Origin of the sequence: Halomicronema hongdechloris C2206, from assembly GCF_002075285.3 — a bacterium.
Classification (GTDB): domain Bacteria; phylum Cyanobacteriota; class Cyanobacteriia; order Phormidesmidales; family Phormidesmidaceae; genus Halomicronema_B; species Halomicronema_B hongdechloris.
In genome coordinates this window covers 427,800-448,215 of the sequence record NZ_CP021983.2, presented here as the reverse complement: position 1 = coordinate 448,215, position 20,416 = coordinate 427,800, and the positions used below count along the sequence as shown (strand labels likewise).

Annotated in this window: 27 protein-coding genes and 2 pseudogenes; 16 read left to right on the top strand and 13 right to left on the bottom strand. The window is 50.4% G+C overall.

Annotation, left to right across the window (positions count from 1 at the left end):
* Positions 1-152: 152 nt before the first annotated feature.
* A complete protein-coding gene (locus tag XM38_RS02155; protein WP_088428941.1) occupies positions 153-1,139 on the bottom strand; it encodes an ABC transporter ATP-binding protein in 987 nt (328 codons plus the stop codon).
* A 54-nt stretch (positions 1,140-1,193) separates the two neighbouring features.
* On the opposite strand from XM38_RS02155, the gene XM38_RS02150 reads away from it, so the two are divergent.
* Positions 1,194-1,358, top strand: a complete 165-nt coding sequence (locus tag XM38_RS02150; RefSeq protein WP_080812590.1) for a hypothetical protein — start codon at positions 1,194-1,196, stop codon at positions 1,356-1,358.
* Between the two features lie 93 nt (positions 1,359-1,451).
* Here XM38_RS02150 and XM38_RS02145 read toward each other — a convergent pair whose 3' ends face one another.
* A complete protein-coding gene (locus XM38_RS02145) occupies positions 1,452-1,775 on the bottom strand; it encodes a peptidase (protein ID WP_080812588.1) in 324 nt (107 codons plus the stop codon).
* A 139-nt stretch (positions 1,776-1,914) separates the two neighbouring features.
* Here XM38_RS02145 and XM38_RS02140 point away from each other — a divergent pair, with 139 nt between their 5' ends.
* From XM38_RS02140 to XM38_RS02130, 3 genes are read left to right on the top strand one after another with little or no spacing between them, the layout of a single operon-like run.
* A complete protein-coding gene (locus tag XM38_RS02140; protein WP_080812587.1) occupies positions 1,915-3,696 on the top strand; it encodes an ABC transporter ATP-binding protein in 1,782 nt (593 codons plus the stop codon).
* A gap of 17 nt (positions 3,697-3,713) precedes the next feature.
* Positions 3,714-5,006, top strand: a complete 1,293-nt coding sequence (locus tag XM38_RS02135; RefSeq protein ID WP_088428939.1) for a hypothetical protein — start codon at positions 3,714-3,716, stop codon at positions 5,004-5,006.
* Complete coding sequence (locus XM38_RS02130) at positions 5,006-5,722, top strand: NUDIX hydrolase (protein ID WP_080812582.1); 717 nt, start codon at positions 5,006-5,008, stop codon at positions 5,720-5,722. The genes XM38_RS02135 and XM38_RS02130 overlap by 1 nt, the downstream gene beginning before the upstream one ends.
* A gap of 133 nt (positions 5,723-5,855) precedes the next feature.
* On the opposite strand, the pseudogene XM38_RS28575 reads toward XM38_RS02130, so the two are convergent.
* From XM38_RS28575 to XM38_RS02110, 4 genes and pseudogenes are all read right to left on the bottom strand, one after another.
* Positions 5,856-5,990, bottom strand: a pseudogene (locus XM38_RS28575) (Uma2 family endonuclease); the annotation flags it as partial.
* A gap of 26 nt (positions 5,991-6,016) precedes the next feature.
* Entirely contained in the window at positions 6,017-6,661 is a 645-nt protein-coding gene (locus XM38_RS02120; RefSeq protein WP_080812578.1) for a Uma2 family endonuclease, read from the bottom strand.
* Positions 6,662-6,674: 13 nt separating this feature from the next.
* Positions 6,675-7,310, bottom strand: a complete 636-nt coding sequence (locus tag XM38_RS02115) for a hypothetical protein (protein WP_080812577.1) — start codon at positions 7,308-7,310, stop codon at positions 6,675-6,677.
* On the bottom strand, positions 7,311-7,538 hold the full coding sequence (locus XM38_RS02110; protein ID WP_137454986.1) for a hypothetical protein: 228 nt from the start codon (positions 7,536-7,538) through the stop codon (positions 7,311-7,313). It lies immediately after the preceding gene.
* Positions 7,539-7,603: 65 nt separating this feature from the next.
* Between XM38_RS02110 and XM38_RS02105 the strand changes: the two genes are divergently transcribed.
* The 8 genes and pseudogenes from XM38_RS02105 to XM38_RS02065 all read left to right on the top strand — a co-directional run bounded on the left by XM38_RS02105 (position 7,604) and on the right by XM38_RS02065 (position 13,067).
* The gene (locus tag XM38_RS02105) at positions 7,604-7,957 is read left to right on the top strand and encodes a nucleotidyltransferase domain-containing protein (protein ID WP_080812574.1); all 354 of its coding nucleotides are present in this window, start codon (positions 7,604-7,606) and stop codon (positions 7,955-7,957) included.
* Entirely contained in the window at positions 7,935-8,330 is a 396-nt protein-coding gene (locus tag XM38_RS02100; RefSeq protein ID WP_080812572.1) for a HEPN domain-containing protein, read from the top strand. The genes XM38_RS02105 and XM38_RS02100 overlap by 23 nt, the downstream gene beginning before the upstream one ends.
* A gap of 156 nt (positions 8,331-8,486) precedes the next feature.
* Positions 8,487-9,050: a hypothetical protein gene (locus tag XM38_RS02090; RefSeq protein ID WP_080812571.1), complete on the top strand. Its 564-nt coding sequence runs from the start codon at positions 8,487-8,489 to the stop codon at positions 9,048-9,050.
* A gap of 23 nt (positions 9,051-9,073) precedes the next feature.
* The gene (locus XM38_RS02085) at positions 9,074-10,015 is read left to right on the top strand and encodes an HNH endonuclease (RefSeq protein WP_080812569.1); all 942 of its coding nucleotides are present in this window, start codon (positions 9,074-9,076) and stop codon (positions 10,013-10,015) included.
* A gap of 5 nt (positions 10,016-10,020) precedes the next feature.
* A pseudogene (locus tag XM38_RS28570) lies at positions 10,021-11,188 on the top strand (ISAs1 family transposase).
* Between the two features lie 152 nt (positions 11,189-11,340).
* Complete coding sequence (locus XM38_RS02075) at positions 11,341-11,571, top strand: hypothetical protein (RefSeq protein WP_080812565.1); 231 nt, start codon at positions 11,341-11,343, stop codon at positions 11,569-11,571.
* 392 nt (positions 11,572-11,963) lie between these two features.
* Positions 11,964-12,224, top strand: coding sequence for a DUF2584 domain-containing protein (locus XM38_RS02070; protein ID WP_256995753.1), 261 nt, complete (start codon positions 11,964-11,966; stop codon positions 12,222-12,224).
* Between the two features lie 210 nt (positions 12,225-12,434).
* The gene (locus tag XM38_RS02065) at positions 12,435-13,067 is read left to right on the top strand and encodes a hypothetical protein (protein ID WP_187329234.1); all 633 of its coding nucleotides are present in this window, start codon (positions 12,435-12,437) and stop codon (positions 13,065-13,067) included.
* 715 nt (positions 13,068-13,782) lie between these two features.
* On the opposite strand, the gene XM38_RS02060 is transcribed toward XM38_RS02065, so the two are convergent.
* Positions 13,783-14,772 (bottom strand): SDH family Clp fold serine proteinase, encoded by a 990-nt coding sequence (locus tag XM38_RS02060; protein WP_080812555.1) that lies wholly within the window; start codon positions 14,770-14,772, stop codon positions 13,783-13,785.
* 275 nt (positions 14,773-15,047) lie between these two features.
* Here XM38_RS02060 and XM38_RS25650 point away from each other — a divergent pair, with 275 nt between their 5' ends.
* Positions 15,048-15,254, top strand: coding sequence for a hypothetical protein (locus tag XM38_RS25650; RefSeq protein ID WP_187329233.1), 207 nt, complete (start codon positions 15,048-15,050; stop codon positions 15,252-15,254).
* A 190-nt stretch (positions 15,255-15,444) separates the two neighbouring features.
* Here XM38_RS25650 and XM38_RS02055 read toward each other — a convergent pair whose 3' ends face one another.
* The 5 genes from XM38_RS02055 to XM38_RS02035 all read right to left on the bottom strand — a co-directional run bounded on the left by XM38_RS02055 (position 15,445) and on the right by XM38_RS02035 (position 18,617).
* Positions 15,445-15,900, bottom strand: coding sequence for an HNH endonuclease (locus tag XM38_RS02055; RefSeq protein WP_080812553.1), 456 nt, complete (start codon positions 15,898-15,900; stop codon positions 15,445-15,447).
* 21 nt (positions 15,901-15,921) lie between these two features.
* A complete protein-coding gene (locus XM38_RS25645; RefSeq protein ID WP_187329232.1) occupies positions 15,922-16,350 on the bottom strand; it encodes a hypothetical protein in 429 nt (142 codons plus the stop codon).
* Positions 16,351-16,362: 12 nt separating this feature from the next.
* Complete coding sequence (locus XM38_RS02045) at positions 16,363-16,947, bottom strand: hypothetical protein (protein ID WP_080812550.1); 585 nt, start codon at positions 16,945-16,947, stop codon at positions 16,363-16,365.
* A 258-nt stretch (positions 16,948-17,205) separates the two neighbouring features.
* Positions 17,206-17,418: a hypothetical protein gene (locus XM38_RS02040; RefSeq protein WP_080812548.1), complete on the bottom strand. Its 213-nt coding sequence runs from the start codon at positions 17,416-17,418 to the stop codon at positions 17,206-17,208.
* A gap of 54 nt (positions 17,419-17,472) precedes the next feature.
* Positions 17,473-18,617, bottom strand: a protein-coding gene (locus XM38_RS02035) for an IS630 family transposase (protein ID WP_088428935.1) whose coding sequence is annotated in 2 segments (ribosomal slippage) — positions 17,473-18,176 and positions 18,176-18,617 — 1,146 coding nt in all. Because the reading frame shifts where the segments join, the coding sequence is not laid out codon by codon here.
* A 142-nt stretch (positions 18,618-18,759) separates the two neighbouring features.
* On the opposite strand from XM38_RS02035, the gene XM38_RS02030 reads away from it, so the two are divergent.
* Positions 18,760-19,302, top strand: coding sequence for an REP-associated tyrosine transposase (locus XM38_RS02030; protein WP_080812545.1), 543 nt, complete (start codon positions 18,760-18,762; stop codon positions 19,300-19,302).
* Between the two features lie 122 nt (positions 19,303-19,424).
* Here XM38_RS02030 and XM38_RS02025 read toward each other — a convergent pair whose 3' ends face one another.
* A complete protein-coding gene (locus tag XM38_RS02025) occupies positions 19,425-19,652 on the bottom strand; it encodes a helix-turn-helix transcriptional regulator (protein ID WP_080812765.1) in 228 nt (75 codons plus the stop codon).
* A gap of 107 nt (positions 19,653-19,759) precedes the next feature.
* Here XM38_RS02025 and XM38_RS02020 point away from each other — a divergent pair, with 107 nt between their 5' ends.
* The gene (locus XM38_RS02020; RefSeq protein WP_080812766.1) at positions 19,760-20,068 is read left to right on the top strand and encodes a hypothetical protein; all 309 of its coding nucleotides are present in this window, start codon (positions 19,760-19,762) and stop codon (positions 20,066-20,068) included.
* 2 nt (positions 20,069-20,070) lie between these two features.
* Positions 20,071-20,412 (top strand): DNA modification system-associated small protein, encoded by a 342-nt coding sequence (locus XM38_RS02015; RefSeq protein ID WP_080812768.1) that lies wholly within the window; start codon positions 20,071-20,073, stop codon positions 20,410-20,412.
* The last annotated feature ends 4 nt before the right edge of the window (positions 20,413-20,416 follow it).

The following is a 20,416-nucleotide window of genomic DNA, read 5'->3' as shown; positions in this document are numbered from 1 at the left end:
AACTGCTCAAGCACCCTTCAGTTTCGTCGGTAGGCACAGCAGATAGGTTGAGAGGATGTTGGAAACGTTTGATGGTGTGAAACCCCGGGCATCAGGTCGCTAATGGTGTGCTGCTACGGAAAGATGGGCGGTAAGGTTATCACAGCACTCACTCATCTGTGATCGCCCTGCTGATTCCGACGTTGGCGGATGCGCTGTACAAAAAATTCTTCCAAGGAAGGGCGGGCCAGTTGCAGGGTGGCGATCTTGCCGTTCATCAGCTGCAGGCTGGCCATAAAGTCGTAGGGCTCTCCCTTGAGATAGCCGCGCCAGTAACCTCCTTGGAAGTCTAGGTCCTCTAGCCATTGTTCTAGGACATCTAGGGTGCCGCCGCGGCCCTTGACGAAGTATTGGTTGGCAATGCCCAACAGTTCATTGACACCGCCGACACAGACCAGTTCTCCCCCGTCCAGGATGGCGATGCGATCGCAAATCATCTCCACATCCGAGAGGATATGGCTATTGAAGAAAATCGTCTTACCCTGATCCTGCAGCGACAAGATAATCTCCCGCACCTGGTAGCGGCCCATGGGGTCTAGCCCCGACATCGGTTCATCCAAAAACACCACCTCAGGATCATTAATCAGGGCTTGGGCAATGCCGATGCGCTGCAACATCCCCTTGGAATATTGCCGCAGTGGCTTCTTCTTAACCGTGCTGCGGGCCAACCCCACCAAGTCCAACAGGGCCGGAATTCGCTGCCGCTGCAGCGACGACGATAGGCCGAATACCCCCGCCGTGTACTGCAAAAATTCCCAGCCGGTCAGAAAGTCATAGAAATAAGGATTTTCCGGCAAATAGCCAATGCGTTGCTTGGTGCGGCGGTCATCCACCGAATGATCCAACAGCAGCACTCGCCCCGACGTGGGCCGGACCATCCCCAGTAAGATCTTCAGCAACGTCGTCTTACCCGCCCCGTTAGGCCCCAATAGCCCGAAGGTCTCCCCCTGATACACCGTCAGAGAGCAGCGGCGCAAGGAGGTGATGGCTTGATTTAACCAGAATCCAGCTCGATAGACCTTACTCAACTCATGGGTTTGCACCACCACCGGGCGGGCGGGCGCATCGGCAGGGCTTGATGAAAACGAGGCAGCATTCATAGGTGTCAGGCTAGGGTTTATGGCATCTTAAGAATACCGATTCTCCCAGTTTCCATGAACCGCTCCAAACTTGTCGCCATCATTACCGGCGTAATTTCTCTGCTGCTAGCCATCGGCTATCTACTGCTGGTGCAGCTTTTGGACTTCCGCGGCGAGATGACGCCCGCTCCTATGTCCTGGCTGGTGTCCTGGCTGGTGTCCGGCTGGCCCTTACCCTAGGATTAGGCGCTCACCCATCGCCCCCTCAGGTGCCTTAACCCTGACAGCAGCATTCACCGAGGCATGTCCCTTCTGCCTTCTGCAGTCTTTCTCTTAGCCATCCGGCGATACCGACGATCGGGTGATTAGGCGACGAAACCAAGGGGAACGGCGCAGACTCTGAAACCACATGGTTGCCCCGGTAACCAGCATCCACAGCAGGCCTAGGCCATTCAAGAGCACATAAATCGGTTCTCCAATATCCCCCAGGTATTCCCCCTCGTGAATCACCATGAGGAAGTGGACCTGATCACGGCTAAGGCCAAACCAACTCTTGCTTAGGCGATAGGCCACTCCAGTGGCGACCGTAACCAGCAGAGGCAGTAGGACAATGGGAGCCAGTGTGCTGTGTAATTGACGAACCCTTTTCCAAGCCATGGATTTTTTTGGCAATGACGGCAATGACAATGGGTCGAGAACCTCGACGTCTTTCCCTATTGTGCGATGCTGAATCACTGTTGCTGTGACTCCGGCAACATCCACTTTCTCGATTACTGCATTTCTCAGGGTTTTTCCTATGACGTCTGCTCAGGTTCATCCCCTACAACGATTGCTGATCTACGGTCGCGCCTACCGTCAACGCATTTGGCTGGCCAGCCTCTGTTCGGTCCTGAATAAGCTATTTGACCTGGCCCCTCCGGCCCTGATTGGCCTGGCCGTCGACGTAGTGGTCAAGCAGCAAGAGTCCTGGATCGCCACCTGGGGCATTGAGGGCATTCGCAGCCAGTTTATCGTCCTCTCCATCCTCACCCTGTTGATTTGGAGCCTGGAGTCTGCCTTCGAATATGCCTATGATTGGCTCTGGCGCAACCTGGCCCAAACCATACAGCGGGATCTACGGGTGGATGCCTACAGCCATCTGCAAGATCTAGATCTGGCTTACTTCGAAGACCGCAGCAGTGGTCGCCTCATGGCCATCCTCAATGACGACATTAATCAGCTGGAACGCTTTCTGGATGGGGGCGCCAATGAGGTGATTCAGGTGATCACGACGGTGATCTTGATCGGCGGCGCCTTCTTTGTGCTGGCCCCTGGTTTGGCCTGGATGGCCATGCTGCCCATGCCGTTCATCATCTGGGGCGCCATTGCCTTTCAGCGGTTGTTGGCTCCCCGCTATGCCGAGGTGCGGGAGCGGGTGAGTCTGCTCAACAGCCGCCTGTCTAACAATCTGGCCGGCATGCTGACGATCAAAAGTTTCACCGCCGAACCCTATGAAATCGAGCGGATTCGCCAAGAGAGCGAGGCCTACCGCCAAAGCAACCGGCGAGCCATCACCCTCAGTGCCGCCTTTATTCCGTTGATTCGAATTTTGATTCTGCTGGGCTTCACGGCCACATTGATCTATGGAGGATTGGCCACGGTAGCCGGGGACCTGGCCGTGGGTACCTACAGCGTGCTGGTGTTTCTGACCCAGCGACTGCTCTGGCCCTTGACCCGATTGGGGGAAACCCTAGACCTGTATCAACGGGCCATGGCCTCGACCAACCGGGTAATGGACCTGTTGCAGACCCCGATCACCCTCCCCCCAGGCCAGCAGCGACTGCCCGTGAGCCAGGTGCGGGGCGAGATTCGCTTCGAAGACATTACCTTTGCCTATGCCGACCGCACGCCGGTGGTGCAGCACTTTACGTTGAAGGTGCCGGCGGGGCAAACCATCGCCATCGTCGGCTCTACCGGCTCCGGCAAGAGCACTCTGGTGAAGTTGTTGCTGCGCTTCTATGAGGTGAATCAGGGCCGCATTACCCTGGATGGCATCGATCTGCGGGATTTGGATCCTCGGGATTTGCGGCGGGCCATTGGCTTAGTCAGCCAGGATGTGTTTCTGTTTCACGGCACCGTAGCTGAGAACATTGCCTATGGTAGTTTTGGGGCTAGCCGCGAGGCGATCATGGAGGCAGCTGAGATTGCCGAGGCCCATGAGTTTATCGCACAGCTGCCCCAAGGCTATGACACCATCGTGGGAGAACGGGGCCAGAAGCTCTCCGGAGGACAGCGGCAGCGCCTGTCCATTGCCCGAGCTATCTTGAAAAATCCGCCGATTTTGATTCTGGATGAGGCTACCTCGGCAGTGGACAACGAGACCGAATCCGCCATCCAGCGCTCCCTGGAGAAGATCACCCGAGAGCGGACTACCATTGCCATCGCTCACCGGCTGTCGACCATTCGCAATGCCGATCGCATCTATGTGATGGAGCAGGGGCAATTGGTGGAATGGGGCAGCCATGAGGAGTTGCTGCAGTGCCGGGGTCTCTATGCCAGTCTCTGGCAGGTGCAGATGGGTGTGCGGCAGGGGGCGTGAGTGTCGTGGTCTTATCGATGACTGAAGGCAAATCGAAGTTGTTGCGGCAGCGGGCGGTAGTGCCCTTTTTGTTTCGGGAATCCTCCCTGACGGACCAGCTGGAGTTTGACCTGATGCAAGAGGGGGACCGCGCCCTCAAGAGCCTGATTCAGGAGCTGGATGATATCTACTGCGTGCGCCTGGCCACCGAGGATGACGCCAATGAGCAGGCGGCCCGGGCCATGAGTCGGGCTTTCAGCGACAACCTGATGCGGTTTGCCAGCTTCGGTGAGTCGGAATGTGTTGCCATGGCTAAGGAACTCTTCGGCGATGCCGATGCCTCCTCGAATCCCGACACCCTGCGGGCCCTCCAACAGGGGTTGAAGCAATTGGCCCAGTATGCTTTCCAACAGGCCATGGAACTCAGCTCTGCCAACAAGCTCCTCAGTCGCAACCAAGTCTATGCGGAGCAGTTCATTGAGCCTGGCGGCAGTGTCGCCCTGGGGCAATTCCGGAAACCCGGCTCCGAGAACCCTTTTGTCCTGGAATTGAAGAAATGCGTCGATCTGGTCTACAACACCAACCTGCCCGATCGCCTGAAGCGCTACACCTTCACTCCGGCAGGATTGCCCAGCCGCATCGCTTTGCAAGACCAAACCGGGGTGAATGTCTTTAAGCACGAGAGCATTCAAGATATTCTCTCGGATCCGGACCTGATCACCTCCCTGCGGCGGACTTTCATGGCCCGGGTGCAGCAGGGCATGAATCTACCGCTGTTGTCTGAGTTGACCATGGCCGATGTGGCCGAGATCCGGCAGTTGCCGGAGTGGTATGCCTTCAAAGATGCCCAGGCCAACATCTTGAAGAATCCGCTGCAGTGCCTATCCCTAATCGACGGCTTCCAGACGGAGTTTGATACCTTCCAACGGGCCCTGTCCGACTGGTTCAATCTGAAGTATCAACGGCCCCATACCGAGGCTCGCTATTGCAACTATGTGTCCCTGGCGGTGAGTCTAGCCGGCAAGTTGATCGTGGTGGGCTCGGGGCTGTTGCCGCCCCTGGGCAATGTGGTGGCCAACTTTACCGTGGATCGGGCCGTCGGCTACCTGCCTCAGAAGGTGAAGGGCTATGCGGCTAAGTTGATGGTGAATGTCTATGACATCGGTCGGCGGCAACTGGATTGCGATCGCAGCTACAGCATCGAGCTGATGCAGAGCAATGCCGAACTCTATCAGGACGATATCCTGGAACTGCTGGGCAAAATCGCCTCCATCAGCGGCGAAGACTTACCGGAGGTGTCTATGCAGATGGCCGACCAAGGAATCGATTAATGGCCCCCCTCTCGGACTATCAACGCCAGGCCCTGGCCAGTTACTGCCAGCTAATGGCAGACCATCCCCAGCTGTTTCAGCCGCGGCAGCAGCGACCCATCATCCAAGATCCTCAGATCTTAGCGACCTACATGGCGGAGACGGGGGTGGCTTTGGGGGTGACCGCCAAGACCCCCTATGTTTATTTTGTAGTGGACCTGGTGGAGAATGGTCGCGGCCAGGGTTTCACCTATACTCCCTATCTGCGGGTGATTCCCCTGGGGCAATTACACGGCGGCGTCAATGTGGTTATCGTCGCCACCATCGCCGATGACACCCTGGGAAACCTGGGGGATCTGGTGCTGATCGAACAGGAGCGCCATGCCACCGGCACCGATGAAGTGGCCCTGCCGCGAGGCTTTGCCGAAGCCGAGGTCTCGGGGCAAGACAATGCCCTGAAGGAACTGGCGGAGGAAACCGGCTACCTGGGCAGCGCAGCCACCTGCCTGGGCCACACCTATACCGACACCGGCCTCACCGATAGCCAGGTGCATTTCTATCATGTGCCGGTGACCGACTACGATCCTGCCTGCCGTCAGCGGGACGAGGCGATTCAGCAGGTGTTTCTGGCCTCCCCCGAGGAAGTCTGGCAGCGCATCAGCCAGGGGCAGATTCGAGATGGTTTTACCCTACAGGGGCTCGCCCTCTATACCCATCGCCTGACTTCAGTCGGATGAGAGCCGCAACCAGATCACGCCGGGTCTATGTCTACTCTTCAAGATCAATGCCTAATGCTTTTAGCTGTTTCGCCAAATGGGCGGCCCGGTCTTCTGCTTGCTGGGCTTGTAAGCGAGCTTGGGTAGCTTCAGCTTCAGCATACAGGGTCTTTTTGAGGGTATGGTCAACCTGGGCTGTTGCAGGCGAGAGCAGCTCAATAATTAGATCGGGATATTGACCGCCTTCTTCCCAGACCACCCAAGACCTGCGAGGACGTTTTATCGAGTTGGGTGGCATCCGGCGCCAACGGTCTACTAGAAGGATATGAGAACCTGTTCAAACTCTCGCATGGCAACGCTGGAACCAGCTGCCCAGGCTCTCTCGACGTACTCTGGCAGCAGATTCTTCACATCCACTGACGGAAACGTCGGACTATTAGCACGGTCTTCATAGCCGTCAGCGGTCAGCCCATGAAGGCTCAACTGTCCCTGCCGGTAAATCCAGACCTCAGGAACACCGAGGGTTTGGTAGACCTCCAAGTCCGTCAACGAGGTCATATCCATCTCAATCGCCAGGTCGGGTGGGGGGTCTGTCGCCAGGTCAATGCGATCCTTACCCAAGACTGCTTGCCAATTTTCAATATAAAAACAGGCATCTGGTTCAGCTCCTGCCTCTTGAAGCTTCTTTAAGGTAACCGGGTCGTAGCTATGCCAATCACGGCCTTGATGGCGCAGTAGGGCTTTCACCAGATCCACTAACGTATCAATTCGATTGCCGTGACCGGCCATGGGGGCCATGAGCGTTATCTGTTGAGTGTGACCGTTGAAGCGAATTTTGATGGCTGCATTCTCGCGGCGGCTGGCCAGCAGCGCTTCGTAGTCGGCCCAGGTTTGATAGTGAAGCGTGACTTCACTACCCGGCGGCAGTTGAATGTACTCTCGGCTAACGGTTAGCACCATTGGGCTCTTTCTCCTAAGCCGACACTTTTGAGGGGTAGTCCAGGTTGCGTTCGCACTGGCGAAAGACTTCATGGAGAGCGCCAATTAAGGTGGCTAAATCATGGATGGAATACAGTAGTGTCTCATAGACCTCCCCTGATGGCACCAGCCGATAAAACATCCAACCGCTGCCGTTGGTGACAATGCCGTAAATCTCGGGCATCAGCCCCAGGCATTGATTTTCCCACTGGCAGGCTTGCATTTCGACCAGGCATTGAGCCATCCCCTGCTCAAAGTCATCCTTTTTGGCTTCGATAATGCAGAGAAAAGGCGCTTCTAAATACCGCTTCCGTTCTGCACCTAAGTAATCGGCAATGCCACAGGTCATTTCCCCTTCTAGGGGAGCCGATTTCCAGAGTTTGACGCGCTCAATCCCTTCCAGGGCTTCGCTGGCGATGGCATCAATCAACAGCTTTTTAGACTCTTCTGTGCTCTCCAGGTCAAAGTGTTGCTGCAGGCGCTTAAAATGCTCTTGAAAAAAGGAGCTGGGGGGGATGGGGGCTGCCTCAATCGTCCAGGGCAACAAGTCTGTAAGGCCGAGCTGTTTGAAGGCCTCTTTTTTAGAAAAACTGGAGAAATTTCTCTTTCTCGTAGGGGTGTTGGTTGTCATTTAGCTTCCTCGGACCCGACGGCGTCTAGTCGGGATAGGGTGATTTACCTCTTCTGATAATTCTGCCTCATCAAACATGCGCTCGGCTAAGCGAGTCAGCGGTGCCTCTCGCAGTTGAGCATCTGGAAACCGTTGGCAGAACTCATCGATAGCCGGGTTTACCTCGGCCTGATGCTCATCATTGGCCCACACCATGTTGTTCACCTCTGTGCCGTCAGGGCGAGTCACTGTGGCTCAGGGGTTACGGCCCCCAACAGGTGGCAGCGCCTGATAGATTAACCCCAGGGGGTGAGATGATGTCGAGTCCTACGCTGACACCGGAGCTACTGCAACAGATGACCCAGGCCATTGTCCAGGCTGTGGCCCCGGAGCAGATTGTGATGTTTGGCTCTCGGGCTAGGGGAGTGGCGAGGCCAGATTCAGATATTGATCTTTTGGTGATTGAGGCCGAGGCATTTGGGCGTCATCGCAGCCGCCGTAAGGAAGCTGCTAAAGTTTGGGATGCCTTGGGAAGGTTTGGCATCCCTGCGGATGTGCTCATGTACAGCGCTGATGAGATTGCTGAGTGGCGACATAGTCGAAATCATCTGATCTCAAGGGCGCTAGAGGAAGGTAAGGTGCTCTATGAGCGATCTCAAGCAAGCTAGGAAACTCTTGCTAGCAGCCCATCGGGACCTGCAAGCGCTCACCGGAATGTTAGATTTTGAGCAGTTTGCAGATGAAATATTTGGCTTCCATGTACAGCAGGCGGCAGAGAAGTCCCTAAAGGCGTGGCTAGCAGGGTTAGGAGATGTATATCCTTATACCCATGATTTGAGAGCATTAATGCAGCGTTTGGAGAATCTAGACTGTAGCGTAATAGCGGAGTTTAGATCATTGCTGGAATTTACCGCATTCGCAGTTCAATTTCGATACGGTCTAGTGGACACTCTGGATGAACCAATTGATCGCAAGGGTGCGATCGCCCAAGTACAATCTCTCTACACTACCGTTGAGACCGTGCTGAATTCCACCCCCTAACCCACCAACCCACCACTCTCTACCCTTAAGCACAATGGCTGATACCAGAATTAAAGATAAGGCAAAGTTGGTGAAGGTACTGCAGGCAGGCGACGGATCAACCGGGCCGTTTCAGACGTATGCTGATGGCGTGGTTATGTACTCACAAAGCGTCTTTTGTCTACTGATCGATTAGAAGCCCTTCAATACTACGCCAGGAAGTTTCAGCGGTTGCGGGTAGATCGAGCCCATGGAGTGGCGCCGCACAAGCCGATCTTGCTGCTGTCGGTAATCGAATCGTTTCAACGCAGCCTGATCCGACAGAATCAGATTGAACTATCGCAACAACTGAACCAAACATTCCTTAAGAACTGGAGCTATCTCGGATCGGCTCGTCACTACCCCGATATTTCTCGCCCATTTTTTCACATGAAGAGTGGGAAATTCTGGCACCTGTATGCAAATCCTGGCTTTGAGAAGGTGCTCTCGGCCAAGATTAAGCTGAAGACCTTCTCTGAGGTAAAAAAGGCTATTAGCCATGCCTACTTAGATGAGGATTTGTTTGATTTTTTACAAATCCCCTCGACACGAGAAAGTCTGTTGACTATCTTAGTCAGACGCTGGTTTCCAGGACAGCTAGAAGATATCAAGAAGATTTTACAAACAGATGAATTTCAAGATCCACCTGGTTACTTTAGAGAAGCATACGCTATGTATATGGAAAGGCTGACAGAGGCCTGACCAACAGTACTGGGATCTGCGTAATGAAACGGGATTTGCAATACTATGCCAAGAAGTTTGCAAATCTACGGGTAGATCGGGCGCGGGGGGTTGCCCCCCACAAGCCAATTTTGCTGCTAACGATTATCGACTTGCTAGAGAAGGGCAAGATTCATCGCAATGAGATTTATCTATCTCCAGAGCTAACGGCCAACTTCCTCAAGTTCTGGCATCGCTTTGTCTCCAGCGATCATCACTCCAATATTGCGCTGCCCTTCTTCCATCTGACGGGCGACAAGTTCTGGTATCTGATGCCAAATCCAGGATTTGAGGCGACGATTCAGGCCAGGGTCAAGCTAAGAAGCCTATCAGCGCTGCGATCGGCAGTGAAGTATGCCTATGTGGACCCAGAGCTGTTTGTATTGCTGCAAGCCTCCCAAAGTCGCCAGGAACTGACTACTATCCTGATTCAGGCCTGGTTCCCTGAAAAGGAAAGTGAGATCGCCGAGTCGTTTAAGTACGACGAGTTTGACTTCATACAGCAATCCCTGTTTGACTCCGGCGGGGCTATCTACAATGTAGAAGACCTGAAGGATGAAGACCGCATTTTTGTCCGCAATGCCGCCTTTCGGCGCAATGTGGTGAAGCTGTATGACCAGCGCTGCGCGTTCTGTAAGGTGCGGGTGGTGAGTTGGGATGGGGTAACCATTGTAGACGGGGCGCACATCATGCCATTCTCAGAGTTTCGCGACGATCGCTTCGTCAACGGCCTCGCCCTCTGCAAAAATCACCACTGGGCCTTCGACCACGGCTGGTTTGGGCTAGATGACAGCTACCGTATTTTGATTCCCTGGGATAGGTTTATGGAAGAAGCAGCAGTGGAAAGCCGAGGCATGATGGCGTTTAGGGGAGAGCGGATTGAGTTACCGAGGGACAGGGCCATTTCATTCTCAAGGGGACCTAAAGATGCTAGAGTTTCAGGCTAATCCCAATGGTCCTAGCGTCTATGCGTCTGCCCCCTACCCCTACTACCCTCGACTCGAGGCATGAGCCTGCTGTAGAGCGCATCGAGATCCTCGAAGCCTTCGTTGCCCTGCCAGATGTCCGTCAGGCCTCTGGCAAACGACATCAGATGGCCTTATGCCTGGCGCTCTTCACCCTGGCGGTGACGGCCGGTAATCGTGGATTTCTGGCCATTGGCGACTGGCTCAAAAGCTACCGCAGCGAGTTGATTGACCTCTTCAACCCGCCCAAGGGCCGTCTTCCCTCCTACAGCACGATTCGCCGGGTGCTGCTAAAGCTAGACTATGGACAGTATTCGGCGGCCTTGGCTCGGTTCTTTGGCATTGAACCGTTAGCCGGTGAAACCTTAGCGGTGGATGGCAAAGTCTTACGCGGGTCGTATCAACTGGAGACTGACAATCCTGACTCTCCCCCTCATCCCGCCATTCTATTGGTCAGTGCTTATCTGGTGGAGCGGGGGTTGATTCTGGAGCCCTATCAGGTAGAGCACAAGACCAACGAAATCAAAGCCCTGCCCGAGTTCATTAAGCAACTGGCGCTGAAGGGGGTGGTGATAGCCTTTGATGCGATTAGCACCCAAAAAAAACTGTCAGCTCATCCTTGACACCGACAATCATTACTTGGGTGCCCTCAAAGGCAATCAGGGTAACTTGCACAAAAGCGTTCAGGCCAACTTTATCGCTGAGGACAGCTACACCGAGGTCAGTAAAGGGCATGGGCGACTGGAGAAGCGGGTCGTTAGCCTATGCACCACCCTCGATAACATCAAGCCCTGGCCAGGGCTGAAGACGCTCATTCGAGTGGAGAGTGAGCGACACTTCAAGAAGGGCGGGCAGCCTCACTTAGAAACTGAGACCCGCTACTATGTCGCCTCGTTTTTAGAATCAGCGGAATCCTTGGCTCGGCGCATTCGGGGCTATTGGGGCGTTGAAAATAAGGTACATCATATCCGGGATGTGACCCAGGGAGAAGATGCTTCGCGCATTCGTATGCACCAGTTGCCGCAAATCTTCGCCGTCGCTCGAAACTTCGCGCTCAACCTCTATCGCTCCAACGAGTTCGCCAATATGGCTCAGGCTGAACGACTCTGCAAGTTTGGTCTAGATACCCTCAAGGCCATTTTTAGAATGAAATAGCCCTGACCGAGGGAGGAACAGTTTATGCCAAGTTTGGAAGGGGTGAGGTGGCATCGGGAGAGGTGGGGGATTGGGTCAAGGTGTTGATACTGGTCAGTGCCCACCTTGGGTGACTGGATTACGATAGAAGTCAAAGTGTCAGGATTATCCAGATGGAATCTACAGAGGCTCTAAATTCCGAAACATTGAAGGCATTGATCAAAGACAGCCTGCGAGAAGTTCTGCGGGAAGAACGGTTACACCTGTGTAAGCTCCTGATGCCCTTTGTGAGCGACGAGGAACAAGCTGAGATAGAGACTCAGGTTGGTTCTCCAAAGGATTTCGATGCTTCTGAAACCATTGATTTAACGGATTGGGTGAAGCATGGAGGTTCGATTCAGTAAAAGGGCTATCAAGTTTCTCAAAAAGCTCGATGTAATGGATGCCGATCACCGCATTGTGATTCCCTGGGAGCGTTTTAGGGAGGAGGCAGCGGTGGAAAGTCAAGGAAAGATGGAGTTTATAGGGAGAGCCGATTGAGTTACTGAGGGAGGAAAGGTTTATGCCAAGTTTGGAAGAGTTGAGGTGGCATCGGGAGAGATGGGGAGTACATAATACCTAAAAAATGTTTAAGCTGCTATACTACTAAACTGGTCAGTCGAATTCCTTGATATGCGAGGTCTGGAGATCAAAGCATGCAGTTTAGATAACCGACAGCTAGCCTTCTATTATATTAATTATCAAATATTATCAGTCTCATTACTTCAAGCAATTCTTAAGGAGTAAAAAAGTGGGAATGCCATGCGAAGTAAACAGCATATTGAAAATCAGAAAAGCACAAGGATATCCGGAAAACTTAGATTTCAACAAACAATATGAGGCTCAAAAAGATGGGTATCGAATTTTCCCAGTTGATGTTCCGATCCCATTGGTAAATGAAGAATGGGTTGCTTTCGCGGACATAAAAATAATAAAACTTACCTGGGAAAGAAGATTAACTAGATTAACATTTGAAATCGATAGAATTTATCGATCTCCATTTGCCGTTAAAGAGTAAGGCATGTCAAAATCCAACTTGCTGTGCATTAGAAAAACCATCCAATATGAACTCGATTATTTATTACGTAAATTTCACTTTATTCAGGTACTACTTTCTCTATTTTTTATTACTACACTGATTATAATCAGCTTGAGCGACACTCAATCCTTTTTCCTGGAAGAAAGTAGTCCTATTCCCAACTCCTGGACAATTTTTAGGAATGAACGAATGGCGACTATAATTTCAATAATTGTGATTTCATTATCATACGTTATACCTTGGGTGTCTTATACTTTAGCTTCTAAAAGAGAGGCTGGTCAACTTTCCATAGTGGTCGAGGAGAATCTCATACCTGCTATTGCGATTGAACTAAATGCTTTAAAGAAGAGATTTAGACAGAAGTTTCATCTTAGTGAAAATATTAGAATCACCATTTTTATTCCTGTGAGACAGAATTTCTTTGCCTGGAAGTTTCAGATGGTTTGTAGGACTAAAAATGTTCCAGAGAAAGAGCTTTTAGCTAAATTCAGTCTGAATGAAGGTGTAGTCGGATACACTTTTCTAAAAAACAAGAAACAACGCATAGAATTTATTAACTTTGCCAATTCAGCTTCCTTGCCGTCGAGCTATAGACATTTGACCGATGAAAACAAAATCCTAATAAATAGAAATATACAAGTCGTACTGGTGGCAGCAGTTTTTCAAGAAGGTTCAATTGCAGGATTACTTGCCATCGACTCAGATAATTCTGATAATATACTCAGGATGGAGGATAAGTCGCTACATGATGAGGCGATAGACTGGATAATAGCTAGAAGCGGGGCGATTCGACTGTTATGGAGGACGAAGAATAATGTCTAATTTGTTGTCCAGCGTTCCTAAACGGAAGCGTGTTCTAGTGGAAGTAGTGGAGGATGGTTGTGCTAAAACCTTCATTTACAAGGATGTCGAGGATTCCGAAAAATCTCCTAAACGGCCTTTTCGACTATGGTTTAGTCGAAAGAAAAGAAAGAAAGGTAAAACAGACTGACCCTTGGCCCCCTGATTTAGCCAATACAGAATACCTCGAGCTCAGGCCTAGAGCTTAGTGGTGCAAAACAGTCCTGAAAGTATTGCTACCAAAGGAATCTCATGAAAAGAGCCATCTTAGCCCTTTGTCAGTTATCAAGCGCCACAACCACCTATTTTCGAGGTTTCAGAGAACGATTTTGAACGCATCTTAGTCTCAAATGAGACTCGTCTGAGGTTTCTGCACTACTAAGGGCCTAGAGAAATATTTTATCGACAAAACTCAGGCGAGTTGATCAAGTAAGCCTAAATAGCCCATAAGAATAGACGAGGGAACTATCGACTTTAATCTCCATTTGCTTCCTGATTTTTGCTTTTGTTTGTGTTATTACGGGAAGATATCTCGTAATTGATTTTATCAAGGTCAACATTGTTTAGTCGCCTAACAAATTCCTCCCTCGTCAATAACTTACTGTTACTTTTCTGTCCTTCAAAATCAAAGTTTTTATGGTTGAAGACATTTATTCTGATTAACCGTTGATCTTCATCAAGAGCCCCAGATGCTTTCTCATGTTGTCTCGGCTTTATCTTCTCCAACCGATTCATTTGTTGAAGTAGCATCATCGATATGTTCCCTCTTTCCATTAAATTCATGTTGTCCTCCATGCTCATTAGCTTCCTCTAGATTTTCAGCTTGCTTGTGCTCCTGATATTCTTGATCTTCTTCCGTTAGGGAAACATCCAAGGAGAATATCATATCTTGAGGGGCAGGTGATCTCGCACACTCATACAATACAGATTCCAAGATTGATTCTGCATCTGTCGGTTTACGGACATTCCGAAATAATTCTTGCGCTTCTTCTCTATCAATGACGAAGCTATGAGATGGATATCCAGCGACTAGCTTGTTAATAGATTTTTTTATATTTGGGTTTAGCCTTGTCCCATATTCATAAGCGACTTGCATAGATCTAGAAAGTTCGCCCAGTCTCAGAGGATCTATTTGACCAGCAATGGGGGCTAGTAACCCAATTGCCATATTGCTTGCAATATCAGCCGCCATTTTGGAGGTAATAACTCCACCTGACTTATAAATAGTTGAAAGAAAGCCAACTTCGAAAGCATTAAATGTTTCATGGCCCAAAATAGTAAGCGCTTGTTGTAAGTCAAGACCAGAAGATCTTCTAAAATCATTTTCTTTTAAGACTTGGACATCTAAAGGACCAAGTTCAGCAAGATCCGACATAACTATTTCATCAGCACCAATGGCGATCAAAGTGCCAGCGCTCTTGCAGTAGCCAAAAATAAACAATGTAAATTTGCTATACGCTCTCTTCAGGCAACGTGTAATTCTATAAGCAGCATCCGGATCACCTCCATAAGTCGCTAAGATCAAGACAACATTTTCTCTCTTAGGAGCCTTTTTGCGAATGGCTTCTATTAAAATATCTGCATTTTCCTCATCAATGTCTGCACTATAAAGTAATAGATCGGCATCAAGTTGGTTTGATATAGTTTGTATACAATCTTGAATTTCTTTTGGTATGCTCATTTTCATCTTTATAGCGTTGTCTCACTTCTGATTAATAAAGATGTGTACCTCTCAATTATATGCTGCATGGAACGAGCATGCACCTATCGTTGTTAGGTGGTATTGTACGGGAAAGTCAAGTCCTACATCTGGTGTGTAAGCATGATTCATTCCTCTTAAGAACACTATAAGTGCTATCGCATCGCTCTCGTAGATTGGGTGCAGCGCAGCGAAACCCAACATCACCGATATTTTTCCTTCCATCCAGCCTACCCTAAGCCCATGGACTCATCACAATCTCCATGCGCTATCGCCGTGCCAAAACCTCAGGGGCAACCTACTTCTTCACCGTCGTCACCCATCAACGACAATCCCTCTTCGACAACGACTCAACTATCGGACTCCTTCGCCAAGCCTTCCGTAGCGTCAAAGCCGAATCCCCCTTCACCATCGACGGCCATCGTCATTTTGCCCGATCACCTCCACTGCATTTGGACACTGCCCGATGAAAATGCCGACTTCTCATCTCGCTGGAAAATGATCAAGGCTCGATTTAGCCGACAGTGGGCACTGCCCACCACCCAATACATTCACCCACCGCTAACCCCTCATCCTCAAACGCGGCCTCTTTCCCTTCGCGCCGACATCCCCAATCCTTCCCATAAACCCCATCCATCACAAACGTCGAAAACTTGAATACTATTTAGATTTTGAGCGTTTGAGGAGTTGTCTTGGCCTAGCGAATACAATATCTTCGTATCTTTCGGGATATCTAGTAAAAATATAGTGCTCATATTCATACCAGTGCATCTCTCCTTTTTCTTGATTGCATTGATGGCAAATCACCCATAAGTTTCTGAAATCTAGCGATAGCCAGGGATATTGAGCACGAGGCAATTTATGATCGATACTTCTGCCATTATTCCTACTGAATCGTTCTCCACATACAGGGCAGTAGTGCTCTGAGTTGTCTCTAGCCCATTGCCTACTTTCCTCTGTCGTTCCGCATTCGCTATCACCGTTCACATATCGCCAGTAGTCAAATTTTCGATAATCTTGAAGATCCTGACGAGTCAGTTTGTGGTAACGCCTATTGCCAACTTTATCAGCTAGCTTAAAGAGATCTTGAAGCGTTTTTTCTTCTTCCATAGACATAGGACAAGAACTCATAAAATATTACTTTTTACGCTTTGTATTAGCCTTTTTACTTGTTTTGCCGACAGAATGCTGACTGTAATCTAAAAGCTCATATTCTGAATCAGGAAATTGTTTATCAATTTCATCAGAAATCTCTTCGACTTCTAGCTTGAGAGCTTGGTTAAAAGCTTTTATCTCCTCTTGAGTCTGATACTTACTGCCAATTTTATCAGCCTTTAAAAATAGATCTTCTAAGCTAGGGTCATCTAAATCAGAAGAGGATAAAAAGTCATTAATTTTTTGGTAGAGTTTTATAACATTATCCCAGCCAACGTTTTTATAGCCATTATCTTTAAGCCATTTTTGATCTTGTTTGGGCAATTTACTTCTACGGTTAGAGTTTGACCGCTGAACCTCACGGTAACCCATTCCACTGAAGAGTCGCTTCTGACTTTTTTTGCTTCCCATAGCTACTATCCTTTACCCTAAAGTCCAGCGGAATAAGCGGATGAGCGCTTTACGAATTTCGCTATCTTCGTATTGCAAAAGCAGTTTTGTATCGCGAGCTAGCCGTAGGCGAATTTGATCGACTATGTTCTTAAGTTCCTTGTTATCTTTTTTGAGCTGGTCATTAGCTGTAACAAGTTCGTCATTGTGAGTTGTCAGACTTTGTACTTTTACGCTTAAATTTCTGTTTTCGGAAGTCAGCTTGTTGATTTCAGCTTCAAGAGCCTGTTGTTCTTCGAATAACCCCTGTTTGCGCTCGCCTAAGTTGTTGTTTTTAGCCTCTAGCTCAGCAATGGACTTTTGTAGCTGATGATGTTCCGCTTGTAATCGCTCAAACTTCTTCTCTGCCTGACTTCGGCGTTGACCAAAGTAGCGGTTATTATTTGAAAGCTCGTTGTTCTTGTCGACAAATACTTCAACCAACCTCTCCGCGCTGGATTGAGTGTCGAGAAGATTTAGTAAGTTTTCACAGTCTGCTGCACTCAAACGTTGAGTAATATTTTTATTAATGCCATACTTTTCCTTAAGCGTTGCTTGAAGCTGACTTTTTGATGGCATTCAGCTTATCCCCTACAAGACCGATGTTTAGAGTCTAGCTTACCCAGAAGCAACTATCGAACTTGCACTGAACCTAGCCCTGTTAAGCAAAAGTAGGGTGAGCAACGCCCACCACCCAATTTATTCAACCACCCAATTTATTCATTTATAGAACGGCACAGAGAGTCATCTTTAATCAAAAGCTAACCGATCCTCGTAAGCCGCAAAATCTCTAGGCAGCAAGGTATCAGATCAAAACGTTGGTATCCAATACCAAGATCATGACACCATTTCAAAGATGTCATCGTCAGTGTAGTCAGCCTGAGACTTTTGCAAAAGCTGCTCTCGTAGCGACCTGAATTGATGCACAAAGACAAACTCTTGTAGGGCCTTCTGCACTAATCCCTCCGGTGATAAGCCTTCTGCCTCAGTCAGGCGATCAATCGCGGACCTTAGTTCTGGTGTTAGAGGAATGTTGAGAGTATCTTGCATGGCTCAAGCCCACTACAACACTCTCAAGATAGCAGTTGTAGTAGCGTGGCAAGGCTAATTTGCTGGGTTAGGATAAAGGCGGCGCAGCTTGATTCTGGCATCTTGAGTGGTAAAGCGCCAAACAACGCCTGCTTGTTGTGAATTACGCTGCTGTTGCCAAGCTGCTAACGCTTGCTCAAGCGTAATGGGATCGCCAATCCGACGGTCAAGACATTGCTGCTGTAAGACACTCAACTCAATTTCGGTGACATTCAGCCAGCTCCCATTGCGTGGGGTGTAGAACAGCTCTAATCGCCGGGCTAAACGATGGGCTTCATCCGCATCCAAGGCTTCATAGAGTGAGGCAATATGATGGGTGTTGAGGTTGTCACACAAGAGTTTGACCTTGCGAGCATGAGGATAATCTTCGTCTAACAATTGTTTGACTTCTTCGGCCCAATCGATGCGGGTACGATGCTCTCGGCTACTCACCCGTCGCCAGCCGCGAATCGGGTCAAAGAACATGAACAACGCGCGTACCCCTTCGCGCTCGTAGTGGTAATCCTCTTTGGCATCTGAACCTGGCTGCATGGGTTGAGATGGATAGACATCCTTATGCAACTCAATCGCCGCTTCATCCATGCAGATGAGGGGCTCTTCAGGCGAGTGCTCCGCTGTGTACAGGTCCAGCACGACTTCCATTTGAGCTACAAAGCGGGCCGTGTCTTTCTCTGGGATGCAGTATCGTTGCTTTTTCCAAGGTCGTAATTCATTTTTTTAAGCGTCTGACGCACGGTTTCGCGACTAATTTCGGTGACAATGCTGCGGGCTTTCAAGGCATCGACTAATAAATTTAACGTCCAACGAGCACGTCCCTCAGGGGGCGTAGAACAACAGATGGCAACCAGTTGAGCTTCAACTTCACCGTCTACTTTGGGGGCCACAGGCGGGGTGGTGCGAACTTTGCGATTGAGCGCTGGCGCTTCTCCTTGCGTGACAAACCGTTTGCGAATGCGAGCCACGCTGTAGGGATGGAGACCCATTGCTTCCCCAATGCGTTGGTCTGTCCAACCGCCCTCTTGATGAGTTTGGTCAGCCAAAAGCAAGATTCTGGCGTGGAGGATTTTCTTCGCAGGGGCTTTCCCGTTGCGACTAATGTCTTTGAGGCGCTCTCGCTCACTTTCGCTGAGATTGACAACGTACTTATCAGGGTGGGGCATAGCAGCATTCTTCTTGACCTTTTACCCAATATTTTAGCCTTGCCGCGCTAGTAGATTGGGTGCAGCGCAGCGAAACCCAACAGCACCGATATCTTTCCTTCTATGCAGCCTACCCTAAGCCCATGGACTCATCACTATCTCCATGCATTACCGCCGCGCCAAAATTCCAGGGGCAACCTACTTCTTCACCGTCGTCACCCATCAACGGCAATCCCTCTTCGACAACGACTCAACTATCGGACTCCTTCGCCAAGCCTTCCGCAGCGTCAAAACCGAATCCCCCTTCACCATCGACGCCATCGTCATTTTGCCCGATCACCTCCACTGCATTTGGACACTGCCCGATGAAGATGCCGACTTCTCATCTCGCTGGAAAAGGATCAAGGCTCGATTTAGCCGACAGTGCCCTCACCCATATCGGCAACAGCCGTCCTCTTCTCGTCGCAGTAAAGGCGAACACGCCATCTGGCAGCGTCGGTTCTGGGAGCACCAGATCCGAAACGAAACCGACTTCCGCCATCATGTCGATTACATTCACTACAACCCTGTCAAACATGGCCTAGTCGATTCGCCACAAGGCTGGCCCTATTCAAGCTTTCATCGCTATGTCAAAGATGGGGGTTATCCGGCAGAGTGGGGTGCGGGTGGAGCGATTGAGTTTGATGAGAAGATTGGGTATGAGTAGGAGACGCTGTGGTTGAGGGTGTTGGGTTCCACTACGTTCCACCCAACCACGGTGGATTAGACTGAAGTTGCCAAAGCTACATGGGGTGTTGGGTTGCGCGTTCGCTCCACCCAACCTACTTGCTACTGCTCGTCGCCGAGATATATCTGAACAAAGGCTTTTGAAGCTTCGGGGTTGAGCTTTTTCAGTGCTCGAACGATCTCCACTACCGTCTCAGCCGTGGGGTCACGCTTCTCATTGACCCAGCGATGAACATTGTTGCGTTCTACATCCATCGCAACTGAGAGGCTGTACTGGCTGATGCCGTATTCCTCCAAAACTTGCTTGAGCGCTTGTCCTGCCTTTCCCATGCGCTCATCCTGTCAGAGAATCAGCCTATCTCAAACGTCCCAGTGGTTGACAGTCAACCTAGAGGTCGATTAACATCCTCAAAACGTCCTAGTGGTTGACATCTTTTATGCAAACTCAATCCTTCCAAACTGCCCCTCAGCACACTGCCCACCCTTCGACAGGTTCAGGGCCAGTCCACCTCGAACTCACCCTCAAGCTTCACAGCTACCCCAAGCCAGACCGCGAACCCGTCAAAATCCTCGTCATCGGCTCCAAGCCTGCCATCAGCGCGATCGTCGTGGCCCTGCACCAGCTTGGTTTTGCCGAAATCTTTGAGTGGACAGACTTCCTCAGCGCCCCCAACGCCGACAGGCCGCTCCAGTTCCAACCCGGAGAAGTCATGAAAGCGTTGGTGAAGTATTTGCCTAGGGAGTAAGCGTGATTACCCCCGACGCCTGGGCCATCCTCCAAGATCTCTGCGACGACGACCCCCTCTACCTCGAACTCCTCGCCAAACTCCTCGACACCGAACGCAAATACCAGACCATGAGCCGCCGCACTGGCGTCTACAAAGATCTGGAAGCCTGCTTCGAGACCAGTGCCCGGCCCAAAGCCGCCGCCATCCAGCAAGCCGAAGCCATCCGCGATATGAAACAAGCCCAAGGCGGCACCCCCCATAACGATAAGGATCGCGACGCCGAGGAGTCAGACGACAGCATCGATGTCGCCCGCCTTCCAAGCCGCCTGGAGCCGCCTGAAATTTGGTCAGCCCCCGGCTGAAACT